Here is a 22,059-nt window from a genome sequence, read left to right as displayed (position 1 = left end):
GAACCCCGCTAACCCGGCGGCGTGTATGCCGTTGTTCCGTGTCAGTGGAGGCGCATTATAGGGAGTTATTCTGAAGTGACAAGCACAAAATACAAAAAACTTTTCGTTCGCTCACTTTTCAAACTTCACGCCTATTTAAGCCGCGAATCGCCTGATAAATGTGCGATCTCCCGCGCAAAACTGGCGACCTGCGACCAGTCGGTATAAACCACCTCTTTGCGCGTATCGGTTTCGCCACCGGTCATCTTCATAATGAGGCGAATCATAAAGCGGTCATACCAGCGATAGCGCGGATAACGCAGCGCGCCGGCAAAGACGGCGCTGATGTCCGGCTGCCACGGAGAGCTCAACAGAAACTTGCGCGTATAGCTGTTGGTCTGCGGCGTACGTTTCTCAGGTTTACGCGCCACCAGATTGACCGAGTAAAAAGCCCCGGGCAGTTTATTGAGCACTGCCGTATGCTTTTTCACAAAACGATCCAGCGCCGGATGGAAATGCCCGTAACGAATAGACGCGCCAATAACCACACGGTCGTAATCCTGCCAGGCTATCTGCTCCGTGCGGTTCAGGTTCACCACATCAGAGTAAATCCCCAGCTCTTTTAATTCTGAAGCCAGATATGAGGCAATCTCACGCGTTTGCCCATCCCGCGTAGAGAAAAGAATAAGTGTTTTCACCGACGACTCCTTACTCGCGCCAGAATGTTGGGGTGAACAGCACCAGCAGCGTAAAGACCTCCAGACGACCAAACAGCATGTTGGCGATGAGGATCCATTTCGCGACCGGGTTCATACTGGCAAAGTTATCCGCCACAACCCCCAGGCCAGGCCCGAGGTTATTCAACGTTGCAACGACGGAAGCAAAGGCAGAGAAATCATCCACCCCCGTCGCGATAATCGCCAGCATACTGATGATGAAGACCAGCGCATAGGCCGAGAAGAACCCCCACACCGCTTCAAGAATACGTTCCGGCAGGGCACGGTTACCCAGTTTGATGCTGTAAACCGCGTTCGGGTGGACCAGACGTTTAAGTTCACGGTTCCCCTGCTTAAACAACAGCAGAATACGAATCACCTTCAGGCCACCGCCCGTCGACCCCGCACAACCCCCGATGAACGCAGAACACAGCAGCAGTACCGGCAGGAACAGCGGCCAGCGCGCAATACTGTCCGTTGTAAAACCGGCGGTGGTTGCCATCGACACCACCTGGAAGAATGCCTGATTTAACGTAGTCAACGCGGAGTTATAGACATCGTGGAACCACAACACCACGGTACAGATGATGACCAGCGTAAGCTGGACACCAATGAACATGCGAAACTCCGGGTCACGCCAGTACACCTTCAGGCTACGCCCGCTGAGTAAGGAGAAGTGCAGACCGTAGTTACAGCCGGAAATCAGCAGGAAGATGGCAATGATCGTGTTAATGGTGGGGCTGTCGAAGTAACCCACGCTGGCATCGTGGGTCGAGAACCCGCCGATGGCGATCGTCGCAAAGCTGTGCCCGATAGCGTCGAATGCAGGCATCCCGGCAAACCATAACGCTAACGCACAGGCGACCGTCAGTAAGACATAGATAAGCCACAGGGTTTTCGCCGTCTCGGCTATGCGCGGGCGCATCTTGTTATCTTTCAGTGGGCCCGGCATTTCCGCACGGTAAAGCTGCATCCCCCCGACACCGAGAATAGGCAGGATGGCCACTGCCAGGACGATGATCCCCATCCCCCCGAACCATTGCAGCATCTGGCGATAAAAGAGAATGGCATGCGGTAAGGAATCCAGCCCGACCAGCGTGGTCGCCCCGGTTGTCGTTAAACCCGAAAACGATTCAAAGAACGCATCCGTGACGGTCAGATTAGGCTGTTCAGAGAAGATAAAGGGTAGCGCACCCACGCTTCCCAGTACTGTCCAGAACAGAACAACAATCAGAAACCCTTCGCGAGATTTCAGCTCACCCTTTTGACGACGGTTAGGCCACCAGAGCAGTGAGCCAATCGCCAGCGCGACAAAGAAGGTCTGGGTAAATGCCCGCCCCGCGCCGTCCCGGTAGATAAGCGCTACCAGTCCTGGGAGAATCATCGTCCCGGAAAAAAGTATGACCAGCAGTCCAACGATTCGGGTAATGGCACGAAAATGCATCTCTGCCGCTTCCTTTGGTATTCAAAAAAGTGAGGTGGGGATTATTCTTCAATCGGCAGCAATTGCAACGAACCGCGACTAAAATCCGCCAGCTTTGCTGAAAAAGCAGCCAGTTCCGCCTGCGGAAGCGCCACGCGCAGTTGCACCATTGCCTGATAGTCACTGTGCGCGATGACGCCGTTAAACTGCTTTAGCAATGCCTCAATGCCGGATAACTGGCCGTAATCGCACAGTAAAGTATATTCGGTGAGCGGCGTTTTGCGGGTGGTAATCAGCATATTCAGTGCCTGCTGAACCCCACCGCCATACGCTTTAACCAGTCCACCCGTGCCTAATAAAATACCGCCGTAGTAGCGAACGACCACGGCGGTGATTTCACCCACGCCGCTGCCCATCAACTGGGAGAGCATGGGTTTACCGGCTGTGCCTGCCGGTTCACCGTCATCGGAAAACCCCAGCTGTTGTGAATCGTTCGGCGGCCCTGCCACCCACGCCACGCAATGGTGACGTGCGTCAGGGTGCTGCGCGCGAACGGACTCAACAAACGCTTTTGCCGCCTCAACGCCGTCGGTATGTGCCAGCAGCGTAATGAATCGACTCTTCTTAATTTCCTCAACAAAGGTGACCGGTTCAGCCGGTATCAGCCAGCTATCCATCAGGCCAGCTTCAGGTCTCGCGTCATATTCTCAATACCGTTTTCGTGGATCACCACGTTGTCTTCGATACGAATACCGCCAAACGGTTTCAGCGCTTCAATTTTGTCCCAGTTGAAGTGCTTGCTGAACGGGCCTTCACGCCATGGCGCTAACAGCGATTCGATAAAGTAGATACCCGGCTCGATGGTCAGCACCATACGCGGCTCAAGAATACGCGTGCAGCGCAGGTAAGGATATTTAGACGGCGCGGCCAGGTGCGTACCGGTATCGTCCTGCATAAAACCGGCAACATCATGAACCTGCAGACCCAGCGGGTGACCAATACCGTGCGGCATGAACGGCCCGGTCAGATCGTTTTCCACCATCGCCTCTTCGCTCATGTCTTTCACGATCTGGTGCTTACGCAGCAGTTTAGCGATGCGCTGATGGAACTGGATGTGGTAATCCACATAGCTGGTTCCCGCTTTCATGGTGCCAATAAGCGCCAGTTGCTCATCGTTAACGTCTTTAATCAACTGTGCAAAATCGGTATCCGCATTTGCCGCCCAGGTGCGGGTCAGGTCGGCCGCATAGCCGTTGTACTCTGCCCCGGCGTCCAACAGGAAGCTGCGCATCTCGGATGGCACCTGGTGATCGAGCCTGGTGTAGTGCAGAACGGACGCATGCTCATTCAGCGCGACGATGTTGCTGTAAGGGACATCAGTGTCACGGTGGCCGGTGGCGGTCAGATACGCCTGGTTAATATCGAACTCGCTCATGCCAGACTGGAACGCTTCATGGGCGGCTCGGTGACCGTTTACCGCCGTTTTTTGCGCTTCACGCATGCAGTAAAGTTCGTAGTCGGTCTTATAAGCGCGATAGTAGTGCAGATAATCCAGAACCCCTTTCGGATTGAGTTTATCCGCCGGAATATCCAGACCGAGCGCACGCTCGGGAACCGGGCCAATATAAGCAATATTGCCGCGCCCGGCTGGCAGGAGGCTGCCAATGCCATCGGCTTTTGGTAAAGCGATAACGTCCACTTCTTCCGTCCAGAAGCTGGTCGGCAGCGGCTCAACGTTGTGCCAGTAATCGACAGGCAGATAGAACCACAGTTTCGGCTTGTTCACCCCGTCCACCAGCAACCAGCAATTTGGGACCTGCGTGACCGGCACCCAGGCTTTGAACTGCGGGTTGACCTTAAACGGATACGCATGGTCATCCAGGAAGGTGTTAATCAGCTCTCCGGAGTGGATTAACAGCGCATCCAGCTTAAAGCGCGCCAGTACATCACGGGTACGTTCCTGTAGGGTAACGATATGATTTTTATAAAGCGAAGCCAGTGAGTCCATCTTTCTTCCTTTCATTTTTCTGAGCTCAAGTCATCGCATCTTAGCACACCTGACTCCGACTGCGTGATTTCCACCGACCGTGATCAATGCAGCAATTTCTTAATGAGAAATTTGCATTTTATTAACATAAATCCCACACTCCGTCTCATCTGGTATGACCAGATCCACTTGCTGGATTCAGGAGACTGACATGCTCTACAAAGGCGACACCCTGTACCTCAACTGGCTGGAAGATGGCATTGCCGAACTGGTGTTCGATGCCCCCGGCTCAGTCAACAAGCTTGATACCGCGACGGTGGCCAGTCTTGGCCAGGCGCTGGATGTGCTTGAAAAACAATCTGAATTAAAAGGGCTGCTGCTGCGCTCAAACAAAGCGGCTTTTATTGTCGGTGCAGATATCACCGAATTCCTTTCACTGTTCCAGGTCCCGGAAGAACAGCTGAGCCAGTGGCTGCACTTTGCCAACAGCGTCTTTAATCGTCTGGAAGATCTGCCTGTTCCGACAGTCTCCGCCGTTAACGGCTACGCGCTGGGCGGCGGCTGCGAGTGCGTGCTGGCAACCGACTATCGTCTGGCCACGCCAGACCTGCGCATCGGCCTGCCGGAAACAAAACTGGGCATCATGCCAGGCTTTGGCGGTTCCGTACGTATGCCACGCATGCTGGGTGCCGATAGCGCCCTGGAGATCATCGCCGCCGGTAAAGATGTCGGGGCGGAACAGGCACAGAAAATAGGCCTGGTGGACGGTCTGGTTAAACCAGAAAAACTGATTGAAGGCTCCCTCGCCATTCTGCACCAGGCCATTAATGGTGACCTCGACTGGAAAGCCAAACGTCAGCCGAAGCTGGAACCGTTGAAACTCAGCAAAATTGAAGCCGCCATGAGCTTCACCATCGCCAAAGGGATGGTGATGCAGACGGCAGGCAAACACTACCCCGCGCCCATTACCGCCGTTAAAACGATTGAAGCCGCAGCCCGCTTTGGCCGTGATGAAGCGCTGAAACTGGAAAACCAAAGCTTTGTTCCGCTGGCGCACACTAATGAAGCTCGCGCACTGGTGGGCATCTTCCTGAACGATCAATTCGTGAAAGGTAAGGCGAAACAGCTGACCAAAAATGTTGAGACGCCAAAACAGGCGGCGGTACTCGGTGCAGGCATTATGGGCGGCGGTATCGCTTATCAGTCGGCCTGGAAAGGCGTGCCTGTGGTGATGAAAGACATCAGCGAGAAATCCCTGACGCTGGGCATGACCGAAGCGGCCAAGCTGCTGAATAAACAGCTGGAACGCGGCAAAATTGACGGTCTGAAACTCTCAGGGGTGATCTCGACAATCCACCCGACCCTGGACTATAGCGGTTTCGACCGTGTGGATGTGGTCGTTGAAGCGGTCGTTGAGAACCCGAAAGTCAAAAAAGCGGTGCTGGCGGAAACCGAAGAGAAGGTTCGTCCTGATACCGTACTGGCCTCAAACACCTCCACCATCCCGATTAGCGAACTGGCAGGCGTTCTGAAGCGCCCGGAAAACTTCTGCGGTATGCACTTCTTTAACCCGGTGCACCGTATGCCGCTTGTCGAAGTGATCCGTGGGGAAAAAACTTCTGACGAAACGATCGCCAAAGTCGTGGCATGGGCCAGCAAAATGGGCAAAACCCCAATCGTGGTCAACGACTGTCCGGGCTTCTTCGTCAACCGCGTGCTGTTCCCGTACTTCGCCGGTTTCAGCCAACTCCTGCGCGACGGTGCGGATTTCCGCAAAGTCGACAAAGTGATGGAAAAACAGTTCGGCTGGCCGATGGGTCCGGCGTATCTGCTGGATGTGGTCGGCATTGACACCGCACACCACGCCCAGGCGGTGATGGCGGCAGGCTTCCCGCAGCGCATGCAGAAAGATTACCGCGACGCGATTGACGCCCTGTTTGACGCCAGCCGCTTTGGTCAGAAAAACGGCCTGGGCTTCTGGCGCTATAAAGAAGACAGCAAAGGTAAACCGAAGAAAGAAGAAGACGCGGCGGTGGATGGCCTGCTGGTCGATGTCAGCCAGCCGAAACGTGACTTCACCGACGATGAAATCATCGCCCGAATGATGATTCCAATGATCAACGAAGTGGTGCGTTGCCTGGAAGAAGGCATTATCGCCAGCCCGGCAGAAGCGGATATGGCGCTGGTGTATGGCCTCGGCTTCCCTCCGTTCCACGGCGGCGCGTTCCGCTGGCTGGATACGCTCGGCAGCGCCCGTTATCTCGATATGGCTCAGCAGTACCAGCACCTCGGCCCGCTGTATGACGTGCCGGAAGGTCTGCGTAACAAAGCGCGCCATAACGAACCCTATTACCCAGCAGTTGAGCCAGCCCGTCCGGTTGGCGAGCTGAAAACGGCTTAAGGAGTCACAATGGAAAAGGTTGTCATTGTTGATGCGATTCGCACCCCGATGGGCCGTTCAAAAGGCGGTGCATTCCGTAATGTGCGCGCGGAAGACCTCTCCGCGCACCTGATGCGTAGCCTGCTGGCGCGTAACCCGGCACTGGATCCCGCTGCGCTCGACGATATTTACTGGGGCTGTGTACAGCAAACCCTCGAACAGGGCTTTAACATCGCCCGTAACGCTTCGCTGCTGGCGGAGATCCCGCATTCAGTTCCGGCGGTGACCGTTAACCGTCTGTGTGGTTCGTCAATGCAGGCGCTGCACGACGCGGCACGCATGATCATGACCGGTGATGCGCAGGCCTGTCTGGTCGGCGGCGTGGAGCACATGGGCCACGTGCCGATGAGCCACGGGGTTGATTTCCACCCGGGTATGAGCCGTAACGTGGCGAAAGCGGCGGGAATGATGGGCCTGACCGCTGAGATGCTTTCCCGCCTCCACGGCATCAGCCGCGAAATGCAGGATACCTTTGCCGCGCGCTCCCACGCACGCGCCTGGGCCGCAACGCAATCCGGCGCATTTAAGCATGAGATCATCCCAACCGGTGGTCACGATGCTGACGGCGTTTTGAAGCAGTTCAGCTACGATGAAGTGATTCGCCCGGAAACCACTGTAGAAACCCTTTCTACGCTGCGCCCGGCGTTTGACCCGGTCACCGGTACGGTAACGGCAGGCACCTCGTCTGCCCTATCTGACGGGGCCGCCGCGATGCTGGTGATGAGTGAAAGCCGTGCCCGCGAGTTAGGCCTGACGCCTCGCGCCCGGGTGCGTTCGATGGCGGTGGTGGGTTGCGATCCGTCCATTATGGGTTACGGTCCGGTGCCGGCCTCGAAGCTGGCGCTGAAAAAAGCAGGCTTAACCACCAGTGATATCGATCTGTTTGAGATGAACGAAGCCTTTGCCGCGCAGATCCTGCCGTGCATCAAAGATCTGGGCCTGATGGATCAGATAGACGACAAGATTAACCTCAATGGCGGCGCGATCGCCCTCGGTCACCCGCTGGGTTGTTCCGGGGCACGCATCAGCACCACGCTGATTAACCTGATGGAACGCAAAGACGCTCAGTTTGGTCTGGCGACGATGTGTATCGGGCTGGGTCAGGGTATCGCGACGGTATTTGAGCGAGTGTAACTCTTCGAGGGGTTCTTACAGCCAGTGTCGCCAGAACACGGCGGCACGCGAGCGGCGCCCGATGCGCTTACGGAAGTAAGGGATTCGGGTGAGCACGCGCAGCCAACGCAGTTATGGCGCCAGTGGCGAAGAGATAAAGTTTAGTTGCCGTTCTTCCCGCCTGTCAGGGGCGGGTTTTTTATTTAAATGAACGCGAACGCATCGCCGAAGAGACGGTCTTCACGCGCGTCACGTTCGTTGCAGAACAGGTCACGGGCAATTTTCGCCATCTCAAAACGGCCAGCAATATAGATATCATGTCCCGCCAGCGTGCCGTGATCCTGCAGCACCGCCGTCAGTACCGTACCGCTGCGCCCACGCCAGCCCTCTTCTGGCTGCTCCACCACCGGCTCAATGCGCAGGTGTGGATGATTGACGCTTAATGCTTCCAGTTCAGACAGGTCGTAGAGATGTTTCTCTTCGCGGCCGCCCCAGTAGATGGTGATATCGCGATCCGGGTTACGCGCCAGGGCCGTCAGCAGGATAGAGCGCACGTAAGAGAAACCCGTTCCCCCCGCAATCAGGATCAGCGGACGGTCTTCATCTTCACGCAGCCAGGCATCACCGTGAGGAATATCCACCACGATTTCACGTTCTTTCAGAATGCGGTCCATGACGGCCATCGCATACAGGTTAAGCTCAGACGCACCAATATGAAGCTCAATAAATTCCTGCTCTGCTGGCGTAGAAGCCATAGAGAAGGGACGCTTATCACGCTCATCCATCACGACCATCAAGTACTGACCGGCGCGGAAAGAGAATGCCGCTTCAGGTACTAAACGGACGCGATATACGGTGTCGGTGATAGCATCTACCGAGGTCACTTTACAGCTTAAGGTTGTCATTCGCTCTCTCTGTCGTGAAGTCTATAGGGCTTAACGGCCTGTTTCAGGTTTACCGTTATTCATTATGGCCAGTTCATCCCAGATCGCGTCAATGCGCGCGGTCACGGCAGGATCTTTTTTGATCGGTCGACCCCATTCACGCTCGGTTTCGCCGGGCCATTTGTTTGTGGCATCCAGTCCCATTTTTGAGCCAAGGCCGGAGACCGGCGAGGCAAAATCCAGATAATCTATCGGCGTGTTTTCGACTAACACCGTATCCCGCGCCGGATCCATTCGCGTAGTAATGGCCCAGATAACGTCATTCCAGTCGCGGGCGTTAACATCATCATCGCAGACAATAACAAATTTGGTATACATAAACTGGCGCAGGAAAGACCATACGCCCATCATCACGCGTTTAGCGTGACCAGGATATTGCTTCTTCATCGTCACCACTGCAAGGCGATACGAACACCCTTCCGGCGGCAGGTAAAAATCAACAATTTCCGGGAACTGCTTTTGCAGGATCGGCACAAACACTTCGTTCAGCGCCACTCCCAGTACCGCCGGTTCATCCGGTGGACGTCCGGTATAGGTGGAGTGGTAAATCGCATCTTCACGCTGGGTGATGTGCGTGACGGTAAACACCGGGAAGTTATCAACTTCGTTGTAATAGCCGGTGTGGTCACCGTATGGCCCTTCCGGTGCCATTTCGCCCTGCTCAAGGTAACCTTCCAGAACGATCTCCGCGCTGGCAGGAACTTCAAGGTCATTAGAAATACACTTCACGACTTCGGTTTTGGTTCCGCGCAGCAGGCCTGCAAAGGCATATTCGGACAGCGTATCCGGCACTGGCGTTACCGCCCCCAGAATCGTGGCCGGATCGGCGCCTAACGCAACGGAAACCGGGAAACGCTCGCCCGGGTGTTCAGCACACCACTCCTGGAAATCCAGGGCGCCGCCACGATGTGACAACCAGCGCATGATGAGCTTATTCTTGCCAATCAGCTGCTGGCGGTAAATACCCAGATTTTGTCGCTCTTTGTGCGGACCACGAGTGACGGTGAGCCCCCAGGTGATAAGCGGCGCAGCATCTTCAGGCCAGCATTGCATGACAGGAATTTTTGTCAGATCCACCGCATCGCCTTCCAGCACTTTCTGCTGACACGGTGCGCCGCGCAGACGTTTGGTTGGCATGTTAAGCACCTGCTTAAACTGCGGCAGTTTATCGAACAGATCGCGGAAACCTTTCGGTGGCTCTGGCTCTTTCAGAAACGCCAGCAGTTTACCCACTTCGCGCAGCGCCGTGACGTCCTCCTGTCCCATCCCCAACGCCACACGGCGCGGTGTGCCAAACAGGTTGCACAGCACCGGCATCGAATACCCTTTTGGGTTTTCAAACAGTAAAGCGGGGCCACCGGCACGCAGGGTGCGGTCAGCAATTTCTGTCATTTCCAGATAAGGATCAACAGGAAGTGTAATGCGTTTGAGTTCGCCCTGCTTTTCCAGCAGCGTCAGGAAGTCGCGGAGATCGTGGTATTTCATGCAGTTAGTCATGGCCTCTCTGTAAGCGCTTCATTATACGGCGTAAGCCTGCTTGATGCTGTAATTTTGTTAAATTAGCGTGAACTTATGCATTCTGTTCCCTTTTCCCCCATTATAATCAACTTAGCGATCCCGCCAGGGTTTTGATATGCTTGCGCCCCGAACTAAGGGAAAGAGTGATTATGCAGGCCTGGTATTTACTGTATTGCAAACGCGGGCAACTTCAGCGCGCGCAGGAACATCTTGAACGTCAGTCTGTAAATTGCCTGACACCCGTGATCACGCTTGAAAAAATGCAGCGCGGGAAGCGCACGACCGTTAGTGAGCCATTATTCCCGAACTATCTGTTCGTTGAGTTCGACCCGGAAGTGATTCACACCACGACCATCAGCGCCACACGCGGTGTCAGCCACTTTGTGCGTTTTGGCGCTCACCCGGCCACGGTCCCGTCAACGGTGATTCATCAGCTTTCGGTGTACCAGCAACCTGAAGGCATCACCGATCCGGAAACCCCCTACGCAGGCGACAGCGTCGTCATCACTGAAGGGGCTTTCGAGGGCTTACAGGCGATTTTCGCCGAGCCTGACGGTGAAGCACGCTCCATGCTGTTGCTCAACCTGCTGAATAAGCAGGTATTGCAGAGCGTGAAAAACACCGACTTCCGCAAAGTTTAAACGTCTATCCCGAACAGGCGACGCACGTTGTCATCCGTCTGTGCGCACAGCCAGTGCGGGTCTTCTCCGCGCCAGCGCGCTACGCTCTCAAGAATATGCCCCAGATAGGCCGGTTCGTTACGTCGAGAAGCCGGTTTGGGTTGCATATCTCGCGGCAGCAGATAAGGTGCGTCGGTTTCAACAAGCAAGCGGTCCGCCGGGATCACCGGCAACAGCTCGCGAAGCTCAAGCCCGCGACGTTCATCGCAAACCCAACCGGTAATGCCCAGATATAACCCGCGTTCCAGACAATCCAGCGCCTCCTGCCGTGAACCGGTAAAGCAGTGCAGTACCGCCCCGGGCAGTTTATCGAGCCAGGGTTCCAGTAAGGCGAGGAAGCGCTCATGCGCGTCACGGCAGTGCATAAACACAGGCATTCCAAGCTCTGCTGCCAGGGCGAGCTGGGCGGTGAAGGCATTTTCCTGTTCGGCTGGCGTGGAAAAGTTACGGTTGAAATCGAGACCACATTCGCCAATGGCCACGACTTCAGTGGTTTTCGCCAGCCTGTGTATGATTTCAGCGCTCTGCGGCGTCCACTGGCTGCTGTCATGAGGATGCACGCCAGCGGTTGACCAGCAGCGATCATAGCGTTGAGCAAGCTGCTGCGCCTGCTCGCTTTCATGCAGGTTGGTTCCCGTCAGGAGCAGCCCTTTCACCCCGGCGGCAAAAGCACGCGCGACGACCTCATCGCAGTCTTTCGCAAACTGCGAGCTGGTCAGGTTGAGTCCGATATCAAACATGCGATTCCCCATAGCACAACCGCCCTGACGGGCGGCTGGTTTTACTCTTCAGTGGTCTTTTCCGACGTATCGTCTTCGTCATCCGACCGACGCCCTTTTCCCACGTAGAAACGCGAGAAGAATACGCCGACTTCAAACAGACAATACATCGGTATTGCCAGCAGTGTTTGTGAGAAGACGTCAGGTGGTGTGAGCAGCATGCCAACCACAAACGCGCCGACCAGGATATACGGGCGCTTCTTACGCAGGTCATCAGGGGTCGTCACTCCTACCCAGCAAAGCAGCACAATGGCTACCGGCACTTCGAATGCCACACCGAACGCCATAAACAGCGCCATCACAAAGCTGAGGTAGCTGGCGATATCCGTCGACACCTGAACCCCTTCCGGCGCGGTATGCGTCAGGAAGCCAAAGGCCAGCGGGAAGACAACAAAGTAGGCGAACGCCATGCCGATATAGAACAGCAGCGAGCTGGATACCAGCAGCGGGATAACCAGCTTGCGTTCATGCTTGTACAGCGCTGGCGCCACAAACGCCCACACCTGATAAAGAATGACCGGCGCAGAGGCAATCAGCGATACCCAGAAGGTGAGCTTAATAGGGGTAAAGAACGGTGATGCAACGTCCGTTGCGATCATCGTTGCCCCCAGCGGCATCTGCTTGATCAGCGGCGCAGAGACAACCTGGTAGATATCATTGGCGAAATAGACCAGGCATAAGAAAATGAGGAAAACCGCGATAATGCAGTTTAACAGGCGCTTACGCAGCTCTATGAGGTGCGTAATCAGCGGTTGGGTATCATCTACTGCCATGTTTACGCTTTATCACTCGACGAGGGGGATGATTCGGAAACAGGCGCGGCGGGCTTAACGTCAGCCGCTTTTACCACCGGTGCTTCCGGCTGCGCCTGTTTTTTCGGTTCAGATTCCTGCGGCGTTTGTTCAGGCGCGGTAGCCTGATGCTCCGCGCTGGCAGGCGTAACGCCCTCGCGCTGCGCTTCGCTGTCCTTCACCACCGGGTTATGGATGGTGTTGGCTTCATCGCTCGCCTTTTCAGGATCGTTGACGCTGTAGGAGCGCTTCATGGATTCTGCCGCTTCACGCAGTTCATCCATTGAGGCTTTCAGTTCAGGCGTCAGGTTATCCATGCTCGCCTTTTCCACCTTTTTCAGGCTTTCCTGAAACTCCTGCAGCTTAAGTTCCTGCGCCAGCTCATTTTGTACGGTCGAAGCCAGCGATCTCAGCGCGCGTACCCAGCCCACAACGGTTTTCACCGCCACCGGCAGACGCTGGGGTCCTAACACTATCAGGCCAATCACAAAGACCAGCAGCAGCTCACTAAAACCAATGTCGAACACGAATTACACCTGCTCTTTATCGTGGCGTTTAGCGTCTTCTTTTTTCGCCTCTTCCTGCTTGTCGGAGATGGATTTAGCAGTAAAGTCAGCATCCTGGCTGGTTTTATCCTGCTTGCTCTCATCATCGCTCATCGCTTTCTTGAAGCCTTTGATAGACGCGCCCAGATCGGAGCCGATAGAACCGAGCTTTTTCGTGCCAAACAGCAGCACGACGATGACGGCAATGATCAACAATTGCCAGATACTGATACCACCCATACATGTACCTCAGGGATAGATGATTAATGAGTCAGGTCGCATTATACGTAGGCGACCCGTCGATAGCGACGCAAAATCAGCGCGTTTTTCTCCAGCCGGCGAGCCAGACCACAACACCGCCAGCCATCAGCCAGGCGGGCATCATCTGCCAGTCAGGGCGAGTAATCAGCAACAGCGTACCACTCAGCAGCAGCGTTGCTCCAATGCCAAAGAGATAGCGCGACTGCCCCTGTCGAACACGGCTGGACTGAAGCTCGCGGGCGATTTTATCCATGCTGTGCTGAAGGTTCTTGCTCTGACGCAAACTGTCGTAAATCAGTTCAGGAATATCAGGCATTTTTTCTATCCAGAACGGGCCTTTCTCTTTAATAGAGCGCACCAGCGCCGGAATGCCCACCTGATCCTTAATCCAGGATTCAAGGAAAGGTTTCGCAGTCTTCCATAAGTCTAACTGAGGATAGAGCTGTCGACCTACACCTTCAACGTAAAGTAATGTTTTCTGAAGTAAAACTAACTGTGGCTGCACTTCCATGTTGAAGCGGCGTGCCGTGTTAAACAGGTTCAGCAATACGTGTCCGAAGGAAATTTCTGCCAGCGGCTTTTCAAAAATCGGCTCGCAGACGGTACGGATAGCAAACTCAAATTCTTCGACGTTGGTGTCCGGCGGAACCCAGCCAGAATCAACGTGCAGCTCGGCCACCTTGCGGTAATCACGGTTAAAGAAGGCAATAAAGTTCTCAGCGAGATAGCGCTTATCTTCTTTGTTCAGCGAGCCCACAATACCGCAGTCAATACCGATATATTTCGGGTCTTCCGGGTGCTCATAACTGACGAAGATATTCCCCGGGTGCATGTCCGCGTGGAAAAAGCTGTCGCGGAATACCTGGGTAAAGAAGACCTGTACACCACGCTCGGCCAGCAGCTTCATGTTGGTTCCCTGCTTTTCCAGGGCTGCCACATCCGAGACCGGAATACCGTAAATCCGCTCCATTACCATCATGTTCTGGCTGCAGTAGTCCGAATACACTTCCGGCACATAGAGCATCGGGCTGTTTTCAAAGTTCCGGCGCAGCTGGATGGCATTTGCCGATTCACGCAGCAGGTTTAATTCATCAATCAGCGTTTTTTCATACTCCCGCACAACTTCCATTGGGCGCAGACGGCGTCCGTCGGGGAGCAGGCGCGGAACCCAGCGTGCAAGCCGATAGATAAGCTTCATGTCCGCTCGGATTACCGGCAGGATGTCCGGGCGGATCACTTTGATAACCACCTCTTTGCCGTTCTCTTTCAGACGTGCTGTATGCACCTGGGCGATAGAGGCTGAAGCAAGAGGTTCTATTTCGAAATCGTCAAACCAGGTCTCGACAGGAATATTGCCCATCGCCTCTTCGATCTGTTTTTTCGCTCTCACACCGTCAAACGGTGCAACGCGGTCCTGCAGCAGTGCCAGTTCATCGGCAATCTGCGGCGGGAAAAGATCGCGGCGAGTCGAGAGCATTTGCCCGAACTTAATCCATACCGGGCCCAGCTCCTGGAGCGCCAGGCGAAGACGTTCACCCAGCGGCTGATCTTTATGGCGATTAGGCATCCAGAACAACATCCGCCGCCAGATGCGAAGCAGCAGCGTGATACGCATTTTGGGGATAAGCTCGTCGAGCCCGTAACTCAAAAAGGTGTGGACGATAAAATAGAGGCGCCGAATTTCACCAGGCGTCATTTGCCCTCCAGTTTTTCCAGCCGTTTGGTTAAGGCATCCACCGCGCGTTCAACCGCTGCGGTCTCTTCCGCAAACCATGCAACTTCAAGCGCGCCAGGGGCCATACGCCACTCTTCAGTAAGCACTTCCGCCGCATAGCGTTGCTGTCGTTGCAGACTCTTGCGAAGAAAAGACGTACCGCCATGAATGGCTTTACCGATCCCTTCGGCAGCAATGTCGCCAATGAAAGGCGCAAGCAGCTCTGCCGGGTCAAACTCGGCCAGATCGCTGAGCGCAACGAAATTCTGTACGACCTGAATGTTGCCTTCCACTTCCAGCTCACCGCTGCGGATAAGCGCCGTAAGCTGCTGACGGTCACGTAATTTTGGCAGCACGCTCATGTGCGTAATCACGGAGCAGTCGGCTTCACCTTCCCACTCACCCAGAACGTCAAGCTGGCGTTCACTGAAAACCAGCACAAGCGGCGTCGAGAACTCTTTCAGAACAACACACAGCACCTTGCCGTTAAGCCGCTGACGTGCGGCTTTTAGCGCCGGTGCGCGGTAAAGAAAGGCATTCAGGACATTCTCGATGCCTGCGGTGACTAAGGGTTTAAAGGGCACGGGAAACCTCCACTCAGAACTTATAACCGCGATGCAGCGCGACGACACCTGCTGTCATGTTGAAATACTCAACGTTCTCGAATTCCGCATCCTGCATCATGGCCTTTAAAGTGTCCTGATCCGGGTGCATACGGATAGATTCCGCCAGGTACCGATAGCTTTCCGCGTCGTTTGCCACCAGCTCACCAATGCGCGGCAGCACATGGAATGAGTATGCGTCGTAAGCTTTGCTTAACGGCTCAAGAATCGGTTTGGAGAATTCGAGCACCAGCAGGCGTCCACCCGGCTTTAACACGCGGTACATGGAGCGCAGCGCTTTTTCTTTATCGGTGACGTTACGCAGGCCGAAGGAGATAGTGATGCAGTCAAAGGTATTATCCGGGAAAGGCAGCGCTTCGGCGTTCGCCTGCACATACTCGACATTACCTACCACGCCGATGTTACGCAGCTTCTCACGTCCCATTTTGAGCATTGAGTCGTTAATATCTGCCAGAACAACGCGACCGGTTTCGCCCACCAGACGGGAGAATTTTGCTGTCAAATCGCCTGTACCGCCGGCTAAATCCAGTACCGTTTGTCCACGACGCACACCGCTACAGTCGATGGTGAAGCGCTTCCACAAGCGATGAATGCCGAACGACATCAAGTCATTCATCACATCGTACTTCGCCGCCACGGAATGAAATACGTGGGCCACCATATCAGCTTTCTGCGCTTTGGCGACAGTCTGAAAGCCAAAGTGCGTCGTGTCTTGTGAATCGTCAACCATCTCAGAGCCTGCTTATCAGTAAAATGTTCGTGAAGTGTAACAGATTGGGCGCGTTTGCCCTACGTTTCAACCTTCGCGAAAGAAACGTGCCGGACGCTCGTCTGACGTTAAATCTGTCGCTAACGTATTGTCTTCACTGTTTGTCTTTTGTTCGCCAGCGCCTTCGCGCAGGCGAAACTCTTCATCCTGGGCGGTGGCCTGCTCAACTAATTCCGGATTAATCTCGCGCTTCACCTCCACACCCAGGGAACGAAACGCTTCGGCCTGCGCCAGTAAGTTGCCACGCCCGGAAGAGAGTTTTTTCATCGCCTGGCGATAGTTATCCTGGGCGCGGTCAAGGCTTTGCCCGACCGAGGACATATCATCCACAAAAAGGCGCATTTTGTCGTAAAGCTTGCTGGCGCGATCGGCAATCTGCTGCGCATTACGGCTCTGATGTTCATAGCGCCACAGGTTGGCAATGGTGCGCAATGCCACCAGCAGCGTGGTGGGGCTCACCAGCATAATGTTATTTTTTAGGGCTTCGGTAATCAGTTCAGGCTGTCTGTCGAGCGCCAGCAAGAACGCGGGTTCAACCGGAATAAACATCAGGACGTAATCCAGCGAGCGCAGGCCGGGTAACTGCTGGTAGTCTTTTCTGCCCAGCAGACGAATGTGGTTACGCACGGAGGCGATGTGCTCCTGCAGCGCCGACTCGCGGGTGTAGTCATCTTCCGCATTGAAATAGCGCTCATAAGCCACCAGCGTCATTTTGGCGTCTATCACCACATCTTTGCCCTGCGGGAGCCGCACAATCACATCAGGCTGCATACGCGAGCGGGCATCGTTCTCGATACTCACCTGCGTTTCGTATTCATACCCTTCCCGCAGGCCAGAGGCCTCCAGCACGCGGGTCAGCACCACTTCCCCCCAGTTGCCCTGGGTTTTGTTATCGCCCTTCAGCGCACGGGTCAGGTTGACCGCTTCCTGCGCCATTTGCGCATTCAGCTGCTGAAGATTACGAATTTCATGCGCCAGCGTGTGCCGCTCGCGAGCCTCCTGCCCAAAGCTGTCCTGTACCTGACGACGAAAGCCGTCCAGCTGTTCACGCAGGGGCGTTAGCAGGCTATTCAGGCTTTGGCGGTTTTGTTCGTCTACGCGGCGGTTGCTGTGTTCAAAAATGCGGTTCGCGAGGTTCTCGAACTGCTCGCTGAGGCGTTGCTCGCTGTTCATCATCTGGCGGATTTTATCTTCCGCATGCAGCTGGGTGGATTCGAGGCGGGTAGTCACTTCGCGGAGATCGGCCTCCAGCGAGGTGTTGATATCGCGAAGATTGCGCAGCTCGTTGTTGAGCAGTTCGCATTCGTCACGCCAGTGTTCGCTCAGCGCAACCTGCTGTTTTGCCGCGCTTAAATCGGCGACTATCTCTTCGCGCTCGGCCAGTTGATCGGCCTTTTGTTGCGCGTGCTGGTAGCTGGAAATCAGCCAGCCTGCCCCCACGCCCACCAGCGCAATCACTGCATAAATCAGGATTGAGATATCCACAATGCCCCCTGCATCAACGTATTACCTGCACAAAATAGAATTGTGCTGTATAAACGTCCAGTTTGAAAGGGTTTTCCTGAGAGGCGCTACGCAAAAAAAAGGCCGAACGGGTCGGCCTTTTTTCGTATAAGAAGGGATTAGATCAGGCGACGCGCTGCTTCAACCACGATTTTCACCGCATGACTTTCGGTCTGCTTCATGGTTTCCGCGTTCGGGATCTCCTGCTGGGTACGGTTGACGATAACGCCCGCCACCATACCGGCACGCAGACCCTGGCTTGCGCACATGGTCAGCAAGGTTGCAGATTCCATTTCGTAGTTCATTACGCCCATAGACTGCCACTCTTCCATAGAACCTTTGAAACGGCTTACCACGCGGCCGGAGAAGGTGTCATAACGCTCCTGGCCTGGGTAGAAGGTATCAGAAGAGGCGGTCACGCCTACGTGGGTGGTTGCGCCAACGGATTTCGCGGCTTCAACCAGTGCAGTGGTGCATTCGAAATCCGCCACCGCCGGGAATTCCATAGGGGCAAAGTGCAGACTCGCGCCGTCCAGACGCACGGAAGCGGTTGTCACCAGCACGTCGCCAACGTTGATATGCGGCTGAATGGCACCGGTAGTCCCGATACGCAGGAAAGTACGAATGCCCAGCTGCGCCAGCTCTTCAACAGCAATTGAGGTGGACGGGCCACCGATACCGGTAGAACAGACGATCACCGCTTTGCCATCCAGCTCAGCGCGCCAGGTGGTGAATTCACGATGGGCAGCAAGCTTAACCGGCTTATCCATCAGCGCGGCGATCTTTTCCACACGCTCAGGATCGCCCGGGACGATAGCCAGCGTAGCCCCTTGTAAATCGTTTTTAGTGAGGCCGAGATGAAAAACATCAGACTTAGACATAGGTGACTCCTCTGTGGGTCGGTTAGTCAGAAGAAGTAAAAAGGTACTTTACAGAAGCAGTAAGCAGAATTACGTGACACATCTCACCATGAATGAAAATGATTGCAGTAAATTTCCATGAAATAGTGACTCACATCACATTAACAAGTTATATCGTCAGGTGCTGCACAAAAGATAGACCGTTTCAGGCACTGTGAATTGTTAACCTGGTGACTATATTTACCTTTGCGCTAACTCATTGGTACGGAGAATGCCATGACTGAAAAAACCGGTTTTGCACCTGCAGCGGCCCCTCATGCATCAACCATCGTCTCAACACCTGAAGAGGCCATTACGGCAGGTGAGACCTCCATCCCCTCGCAGGGGGAGAATATGCCTGCTTACCACGCGCGGCCAAAATCGGCCGACGGCCCGCTGCCCATCGTGATTGTGGTTCAGGAAATTTTCGGCGTTCACGAACATATTCGCGACCTTTGCCGCCGTCTGGCGCTGGAAGGTTATCTGGCCGTTGCGCCAGAGCTCTATTTCCGTCAGGGCGATCCGAACGACTACAGTGATATACCGACACTGTTCAGCAACCTGGTCAGCAAAGTGCCGGATGCACAGGTACTGGCCGATCTGGACCACGTGGCCAGCTGGGCTGCGCGCAATGGCGGCGACGCACATCGTCTGATGGTGACGGGTTTCTGCTGGGGAGGACGTATCAGCTGGCTGTATGCCGCACATAATCCGCAGCTTAAAGCCGCCGTTGCCTGGTACGGCAAACTGGTGGGGGAGAAAACGCTGAACTCGCCGAAGCATCCCGTTGATATCGCCACCGAGTTAAATGCCCCAGTCTTAGGGCTATATGGCGGCCAGGACACCGGGATCCCGCTTGATACGGTAGAGACCATGCGCCATGCGCTCCGCGCAGCCAATGCAAAAGCTGAAATCATCGTTTACCCGGATGCCGGCCACGCCTTTAATGCCGACTATCGTCCGAGCTATCACGCAGAATCGGCTAAAGATGGCTGGCAGCGGATGCTGGCATGGTTCAGCCAGTACGGCGGGAAAAAAGCGTAAAACAAAAGCCCGGTCGCGGCTACGCCTTGCCGGGCTTCGGATTTATCAGGCCTGACGCAAATTCTGCGCCGCCCTGACCATGTTCGCGAGTGCCGCGCGGGTCTCCGGCCAGCCGCGGGTTTTCAGTCCGCAGTCCGGGTTGACCCACAGGCGCTCAGCCGGGATCCGCTGGGCGGCTTTTTTCAGCAGGCTCTCAATCCACTCCACGCTCGGTACGTTCGGGGAGTGGATGTCGTAGACACCCGGCCCAATTTCGTTTGGATACTCGAACTCTTCGAAGGACTCCAGCAGTTCCATGTCTGAACGCGACGTTTCGATGGTGATCACGTCGGCATCCAGCGCGGCAATCGAATCCATAATGTCGTTAAATTCGCAGTAACACATGTGGGTGTGGATCTGCGTGTCGTCTTTCGCGACCGCGGCGTTGAGGCGGAAAGCCTCCACACCCCACTTCAGATAAGCATCCCAGTCACTGCGACGCAGCGGCAAACCTTCGCGTAGCGCCGGTTCATCAATCTGGATGATGCCAATACCCGCCGCTTCCAGATCGGCCACTTCATCACGCAGCGCGAGCGCAATCTGTTTGGCGATGGTTTCACGGGTCACATCTTCACGCGGGAAGGACCAGCAGAGGATCGTCACCGGGCCGGTCAGCATCCCTTTCACCGGTTTGTCGGTCAGGGACTGGGCGAATTTTGCCCACTCTACGGTGATCGCTTGCGGGCGGCTGACGTCACCAATCACCACCGGTGGCTTCACACAGCGGGAACCATAGCTCTGCACCCAACCGTTCTGCGTAAAGACGAAACCGTCCAGATGTTCGCCGAAGTATTCCACCATGTCGTTACGCTCGGCTTCACCGTGTACCAGCACGTCCAGACCTAAACGTTCCTGCTCAACAATCGCCTGTCTGATGTGCTCAGCGATGCCGGTGCGGTAGTGATTCGCATCGAGGTTGCCTTTTTTGAAATCCAGACGCAGGCCGCGGATCTCCGTCGTCTGCGGGAAGGAGCCGATGGTGGTGGTTGGCCAAGCTGGCAGGTTGAAGCGGGCACGCTGGGCTTCGGCACGCACCTCATAGGGGCTCTGACGCTGGCTGTCCTGCGCGGTAATGGCCGCCAGACGTTTTTCGACCGCCGGGTTGTGGACGCGTGCCGAATGACGACGCGCCTGAATGGGGGCGCTCCAGTCGGTAATGGCCGTGGTGTCACCGCTATTTAACGCATCACGCAGCAGCGCCAGCTCTTCACATTTTTGCAGCGCAAAGGCAAACCAGCTCTTCACCTCGGGATCCAGGCGGGTTTCCACACTCAGATCGATTGGGCTGTGCAGCAGAGAGCAGGAGGAGGCCACCCACAGCTCACGTTTGCCGACGATATCTTTAATCTGTGCATATTTCTCGCTCAGATCGGCGCGCCAGACGTTACGGCCATTCACCAGTCCGGCCGAGAGTAGCCACTCTTCGGGCAGACGTTTGTGCAGTTCGGCCACGTCATCTTTGCCGTGGACCAGGTCAACATGAAGACCCTGAACCGGCAGCGCAGTAATGGTACTCAGGTTCGGCGTCACGCCTTCAAAATAGGTGGTCAGCAATAGCTTCACCTGACCAGTAAGGGCATCGTAAGCGGGTTTAAACGCTTTTAGCCACGCCTGCGGCAGCTCCAGCACCAGTGCAGGCTCATCGATTTGCACCCACTGAATTCCGCGTTTACCCAGTTCAATCAGCACCTGTTTGTAGACCGGCAGAATATCGTTCAGCAGGCTGAGACGGTCAAACTGCTCGCCTTTCACTTTACCCAGCCACAAATACGTTACCGGCCCCAGCAATACCGGTTTCACCTGGTGGCCCAGCGCCAGCGCTTCATCGACTTCGTCGAGTAACTGGGTCCAGCTCAGTTTGAACTGCTGGCCTTTCACAAATTCCGGCACCATATAGTGATAGTTGGTGTTGAACCACTTGGTCATTTCCGCCGCTGCCGCAGGCTCTCCCGTTGGCGCACGACCACGGCCAATGCGGAACAGGGTGTCGATATCTACCGATCCATCTTTGTTCTGATGACGAGCCGGCACGTTGCCAAGCAGCAGGCTGGTGGTCAGAACATGGTCGTACCAGGCGAAATCGCCCACGGGCAGCAGGTCAATGCCCGCCTGCTTTTGCTGTTCCCAGTGGCGCGCACGCAGTTCGCGACCCACTGCCAGCAATTCTTCACGGCCAGAGGTACCTGCCCAGTAACTTTCCTGCGCTTTTTTCAGCTCGCGGCGAAGGCCAACGCGAGGGAAACCGAGAGTGTGATTGCGAATTGTCATGGTGTGTCCCCTGTGAATTTTTCG

At 55.3% G+C, this 22,059-nt stretch carries 20 protein-coding genes; 4 read left to right on the top strand and 16 right to left on the bottom strand.

Annotation, left to right across the window (positions count from 1 at the left end; all coding sequences use genetic code 11):
• Positions 1-131: 131 nt before the first annotated feature.
• Genes hemG through pepQ form a run of 4 tightly spaced genes read right to left on the bottom strand, consistent with a single transcriptional unit; the run spans position 132 to position 4,126 of the window.
• Positions 132-677, bottom strand: a complete 546-nt coding sequence (gene hemG, locus QE396_RS17970; RefSeq protein ID WP_020882866.1) for a menaquinone-dependent protoporphyrinogen IX dehydrogenase — start codon at positions 675-677, stop codon at positions 132-134.
• Between the two features lie 10 nt (positions 678-687).
• Positions 688-2,139, bottom strand: coding sequence for a Trk system potassium transporter TrkH (trkH, locus tag QE396_RS17965; protein ID WP_020882867.1), 1,452 nt, complete (start codon positions 2,137-2,139; stop codon positions 688-690).
• A gap of 41 nt (positions 2,140-2,180) precedes the next feature.
• The gene (locus QE396_RS17960) at positions 2,181-2,795 is read right to left on the bottom strand and encodes an IMPACT family protein (RefSeq protein ID WP_020882868.1); all 615 of its coding nucleotides are present in this window, start codon (positions 2,793-2,795) and stop codon (positions 2,181-2,183) included.
• Complete coding sequence (gene pepQ, locus QE396_RS17955) at positions 2,795-4,126, bottom strand: Xaa-Pro dipeptidase (RefSeq protein WP_020882869.1); 1,332 nt, start codon at positions 4,124-4,126, stop codon at positions 2,795-2,797. The genes QE396_RS17960 and pepQ overlap by 1 nt, the downstream gene beginning before the upstream one ends.
• Positions 4,127-4,316: 190 nt before the next feature.
• On the opposite strand from pepQ, the gene fadB reads away from it, so the two are divergent.
• Together fadB and fadA are read left to right on the top strand one after the other, a co-directional pair.
• Entirely contained in the window at positions 4,317-6,506 is a 2,190-nt protein-coding gene (gene fadB / locus QE396_RS17950) for a fatty acid oxidation complex subunit alpha FadB (RefSeq protein ID WP_020882870.1), read from the top strand.
• 9 nt (positions 6,507-6,515) lie between these two features.
• A complete protein-coding gene (fadA, locus tag QE396_RS17945; protein ID WP_014172105.1) occupies positions 6,516-7,679 on the top strand; it encodes an acetyl-CoA C-acyltransferase FadA in 1,164 nt (387 codons plus the stop codon).
• Positions 7,680-7,861: 182 nt separating this feature from the next.
• Here the strand turns inward: fadA and fre are convergent, their stop codons facing one another.
• Entirely contained in the window at positions 7,862-8,563 is a 702-nt protein-coding gene (fre, locus tag QE396_RS17940; RefSeq protein WP_014172106.1) for an NAD(P)H-flavin reductase, read from the bottom strand.
• A 30-nt stretch (positions 8,564-8,593) separates the two neighbouring features.
• On the bottom strand, positions 8,594-10,099 hold the full coding sequence (gene ubiD, locus QE396_RS17935) for a 4-hydroxy-3-polyprenylbenzoate decarboxylase (protein ID WP_014172107.1): 1,506 nt from the start codon (positions 10,097-10,099) through the stop codon (positions 8,594-8,596).
• A 170-nt stretch (positions 10,100-10,269) separates the two neighbouring features.
• Here ubiD and rfaH point away from each other — a divergent pair, with 170 nt between their 5' ends.
• Positions 10,270-10,761 carry a transcription/translation regulatory transformer protein RfaH gene (gene rfaH, locus QE396_RS17930; RefSeq protein WP_020882871.1) on the top strand — a complete coding sequence of 164 codons (492 nt, stop codon included), beginning with the start codon at positions 10,270-10,272 and terminating at the stop codon, positions 10,759-10,761.
• Here the strand turns inward: rfaH and tatD are convergent.
• The 9 genes from tatD to udp form a co-directional block, all read right to left on the bottom strand.
• The gene (gene tatD, locus QE396_RS17925; RefSeq protein ID WP_020882872.1) at positions 10,758-11,540 is read right to left on the bottom strand and encodes a 3'-5' ssDNA/RNA exonuclease TatD; all 783 of its coding nucleotides are present in this window, start codon (positions 11,538-11,540) and stop codon (positions 10,758-10,760) included. The genes rfaH and tatD overlap by 4 nt on opposite strands.
• 41 nt (positions 11,541-11,581) lie before the next feature.
• Entirely contained in the window at positions 11,582-12,352 is a 771-nt protein-coding gene (gene tatC, locus QE396_RS17920) for a Sec-independent protein translocase subunit TatC (RefSeq protein WP_014172110.1), read from the bottom strand.
• A gap of 2 nt (positions 12,353-12,354) precedes the next feature.
• Positions 12,355-12,897, bottom strand: coding sequence for a Sec-independent protein translocase protein TatB (gene tatB, locus QE396_RS17915; protein WP_020882873.1), 543 nt, complete (start codon positions 12,895-12,897; stop codon positions 12,355-12,357).
• Positions 12,898-12,900: 3 nt separating this feature from the next.
• The gene (gene tatA / locus QE396_RS17910; protein WP_020882874.1) at positions 12,901-13,155 is read right to left on the bottom strand and encodes a Sec-independent protein translocase subunit TatA; all 255 of its coding nucleotides are present in this window, start codon (positions 13,153-13,155) and stop codon (positions 12,901-12,903) included.
• 76 nt (positions 13,156-13,231) lie between these two features.
• Positions 13,232-14,872 (bottom strand): ubiquinone biosynthesis regulatory protein kinase UbiB, encoded by a 1,641-nt coding sequence (gene ubiB, locus QE396_RS17905; RefSeq protein WP_014172113.1) that lies wholly within the window; start codon positions 14,870-14,872, stop codon positions 13,232-13,234.
• Positions 14,869-15,474: a ubiquinone biosynthesis protein UbiJ gene (gene ubiJ, locus QE396_RS17900; RefSeq protein WP_020882875.1), complete on the bottom strand. Its 606-nt coding sequence runs from the start codon at positions 15,472-15,474 to the stop codon at positions 14,869-14,871. Before ubiJ ends, ubiB begins: the two co-directional genes overlap by 4 nt.
• Before the next feature lie 13 nt (positions 15,475-15,487).
• Positions 15,488-16,243, bottom strand: a complete 756-nt coding sequence (gene ubiE, locus QE396_RS17895; protein ID WP_014172115.1) for a bifunctional demethylmenaquinone methyltransferase/2-methoxy-6-polyprenyl-1,4-benzoquinol methylase UbiE — start codon at positions 16,241-16,243, stop codon at positions 15,488-15,490.
• Between the two features lie 66 nt (positions 16,244-16,309).
• Entirely contained in the window at positions 16,310-17,767 is a 1,458-nt protein-coding gene (rmuC, locus tag QE396_RS17890; protein WP_014172116.1) for a DNA recombination protein RmuC, read from the bottom strand.
• Positions 17,768-17,904: 137 nt separating this feature from the next.
• A complete protein-coding gene (gene udp, locus QE396_RS17885) occupies positions 17,905-18,666 on the bottom strand; it encodes a uridine phosphorylase (RefSeq protein ID WP_003860792.1) in 762 nt (253 codons plus the stop codon).
• A 255-nt stretch (positions 18,667-18,921) separates the two neighbouring features.
• Here udp and QE396_RS17880 point away from each other — a divergent pair, with 255 nt between their 5' ends.
• Positions 18,922-19,728 (top strand): dienelactone hydrolase family protein, encoded by an 807-nt coding sequence (locus QE396_RS17880; protein WP_014172118.1) that lies wholly within the window; start codon positions 18,922-18,924, stop codon positions 19,726-19,728.
• 45 nt (positions 19,729-19,773) lie between these two features.
• Here QE396_RS17880 and metE read toward each other — a convergent pair whose 3' ends face one another.
• Positions 19,774-22,035, bottom strand: coding sequence for a 5-methyltetrahydropteroyltriglutamate--homocysteine S-methyltransferase (gene metE / locus QE396_RS17875; protein WP_020882876.1), 2,262 nt, complete (start codon positions 22,033-22,035; stop codon positions 19,774-19,776).
• Positions 22,036-22,059 lie beyond the last annotated feature (24 nt).

It is taken from the genome of Enterobacter sp. SORGH_AS_0287 (assembly GCF_031453695.1).
GTDB classification, from domain to species: domain Bacteria; phylum Pseudomonadota; class Gammaproteobacteria; order Enterobacterales; family Enterobacteriaceae; genus Enterobacter; species Enterobacter ludwigii.
Note: the sequence above shows the minus strand (reverse complement) of the source record. Positions and strands in the feature narration are given on the sequence as shown.

Coding starts and splice junctions, on each gene's coding strand:
- trkH (WP_020882867.1), bottom strand. CDS start 2,139: ATGCATTTTCGTGCCATTACCCGAATCGTTGGACTGCTGGTCATACTT.
- QE396_RS17960 (WP_020882868.1), bottom strand. CDS start 2,795: ATGGATAGCTGGCTGATACCGGCTGAACCGGTCACCTTTGTTGAGGAA.
- pepQ (WP_020882869.1), bottom strand. CDS start 4,126: ATGGACTCACTGGCTTCGCTTTATAAAAATCATATCGTTACCCTACAG.
- fadB (WP_020882870.1), top strand. CDS start 4,317: ATGCTCTACAAAGGCGACACCCTGTACCTCAACTGGCTGGAAGATGGC.
- fadA (WP_014172105.1), top strand. CDS start 6,516: ATGGAAAAGGTTGTCATTGTTGATGCGATTCGCACCCCGATGGGCCGT.
- fre (WP_014172106.1), bottom strand. CDS start 8,563: ATGACAACCTTAAGCTGTAAAGTGACCTCGGTAGATGCTATCACCGAC.
- ubiD (WP_014172107.1), bottom strand. CDS start 10,099: ATGACTAACTGCATGAAATACCACGATCTCCGCGACTTCCTGACGCTG.
- rfaH (WP_020882871.1), top strand. CDS start 10,270: ATGCAGGCCTGGTATTTACTGTATTGCAAACGCGGGCAACTTCAGCGC.
- tatD (WP_020882872.1), bottom strand. CDS start 11,540: ATGTTTGATATCGGACTCAACCTGACCAGCTCGCAGTTTGCGAAAGAC.
- tatC (WP_014172110.1), bottom strand. CDS start 12,352: ATGGCAGTAGATGATACCCAACCGCTGATTACGCACCTCATAGAGCTG.
- tatA (WP_020882874.1), bottom strand. CDS start 13,155: ATGGGTGGTATCAGTATCTGGCAATTGTTGATCATTGCCGTCATCGTC.
- ubiB (WP_014172113.1), bottom strand. CDS start 14,872: ATGACGCCTGGTGAAATTCGGCGCCTCTATTTTATCGTCCACACCTTT.
- ubiE (WP_014172115.1), bottom strand. CDS start 16,243: ATGGTTGACGATTCACAAGACACGACGCACTTTGGCTTTCAGACTGTC.
- udp (WP_003860792.1), bottom strand. CDS start 18,666: ATGTCTAAGTCTGATGTTTTTCATCTCGGCCTCACTAAAAACGATTTA.
- QE396_RS17880 (WP_014172118.1), top strand. CDS start 18,922: ATGACTGAAAAAACCGGTTTTGCACCTGCAGCGGCCCCTCATGCATCA.
- metE (WP_020882876.1), bottom strand. CDS start 22,035: ATGACAATTCGCAATCACACTCTCGGTTTCCCTCGCGTTGGCCTTCGC.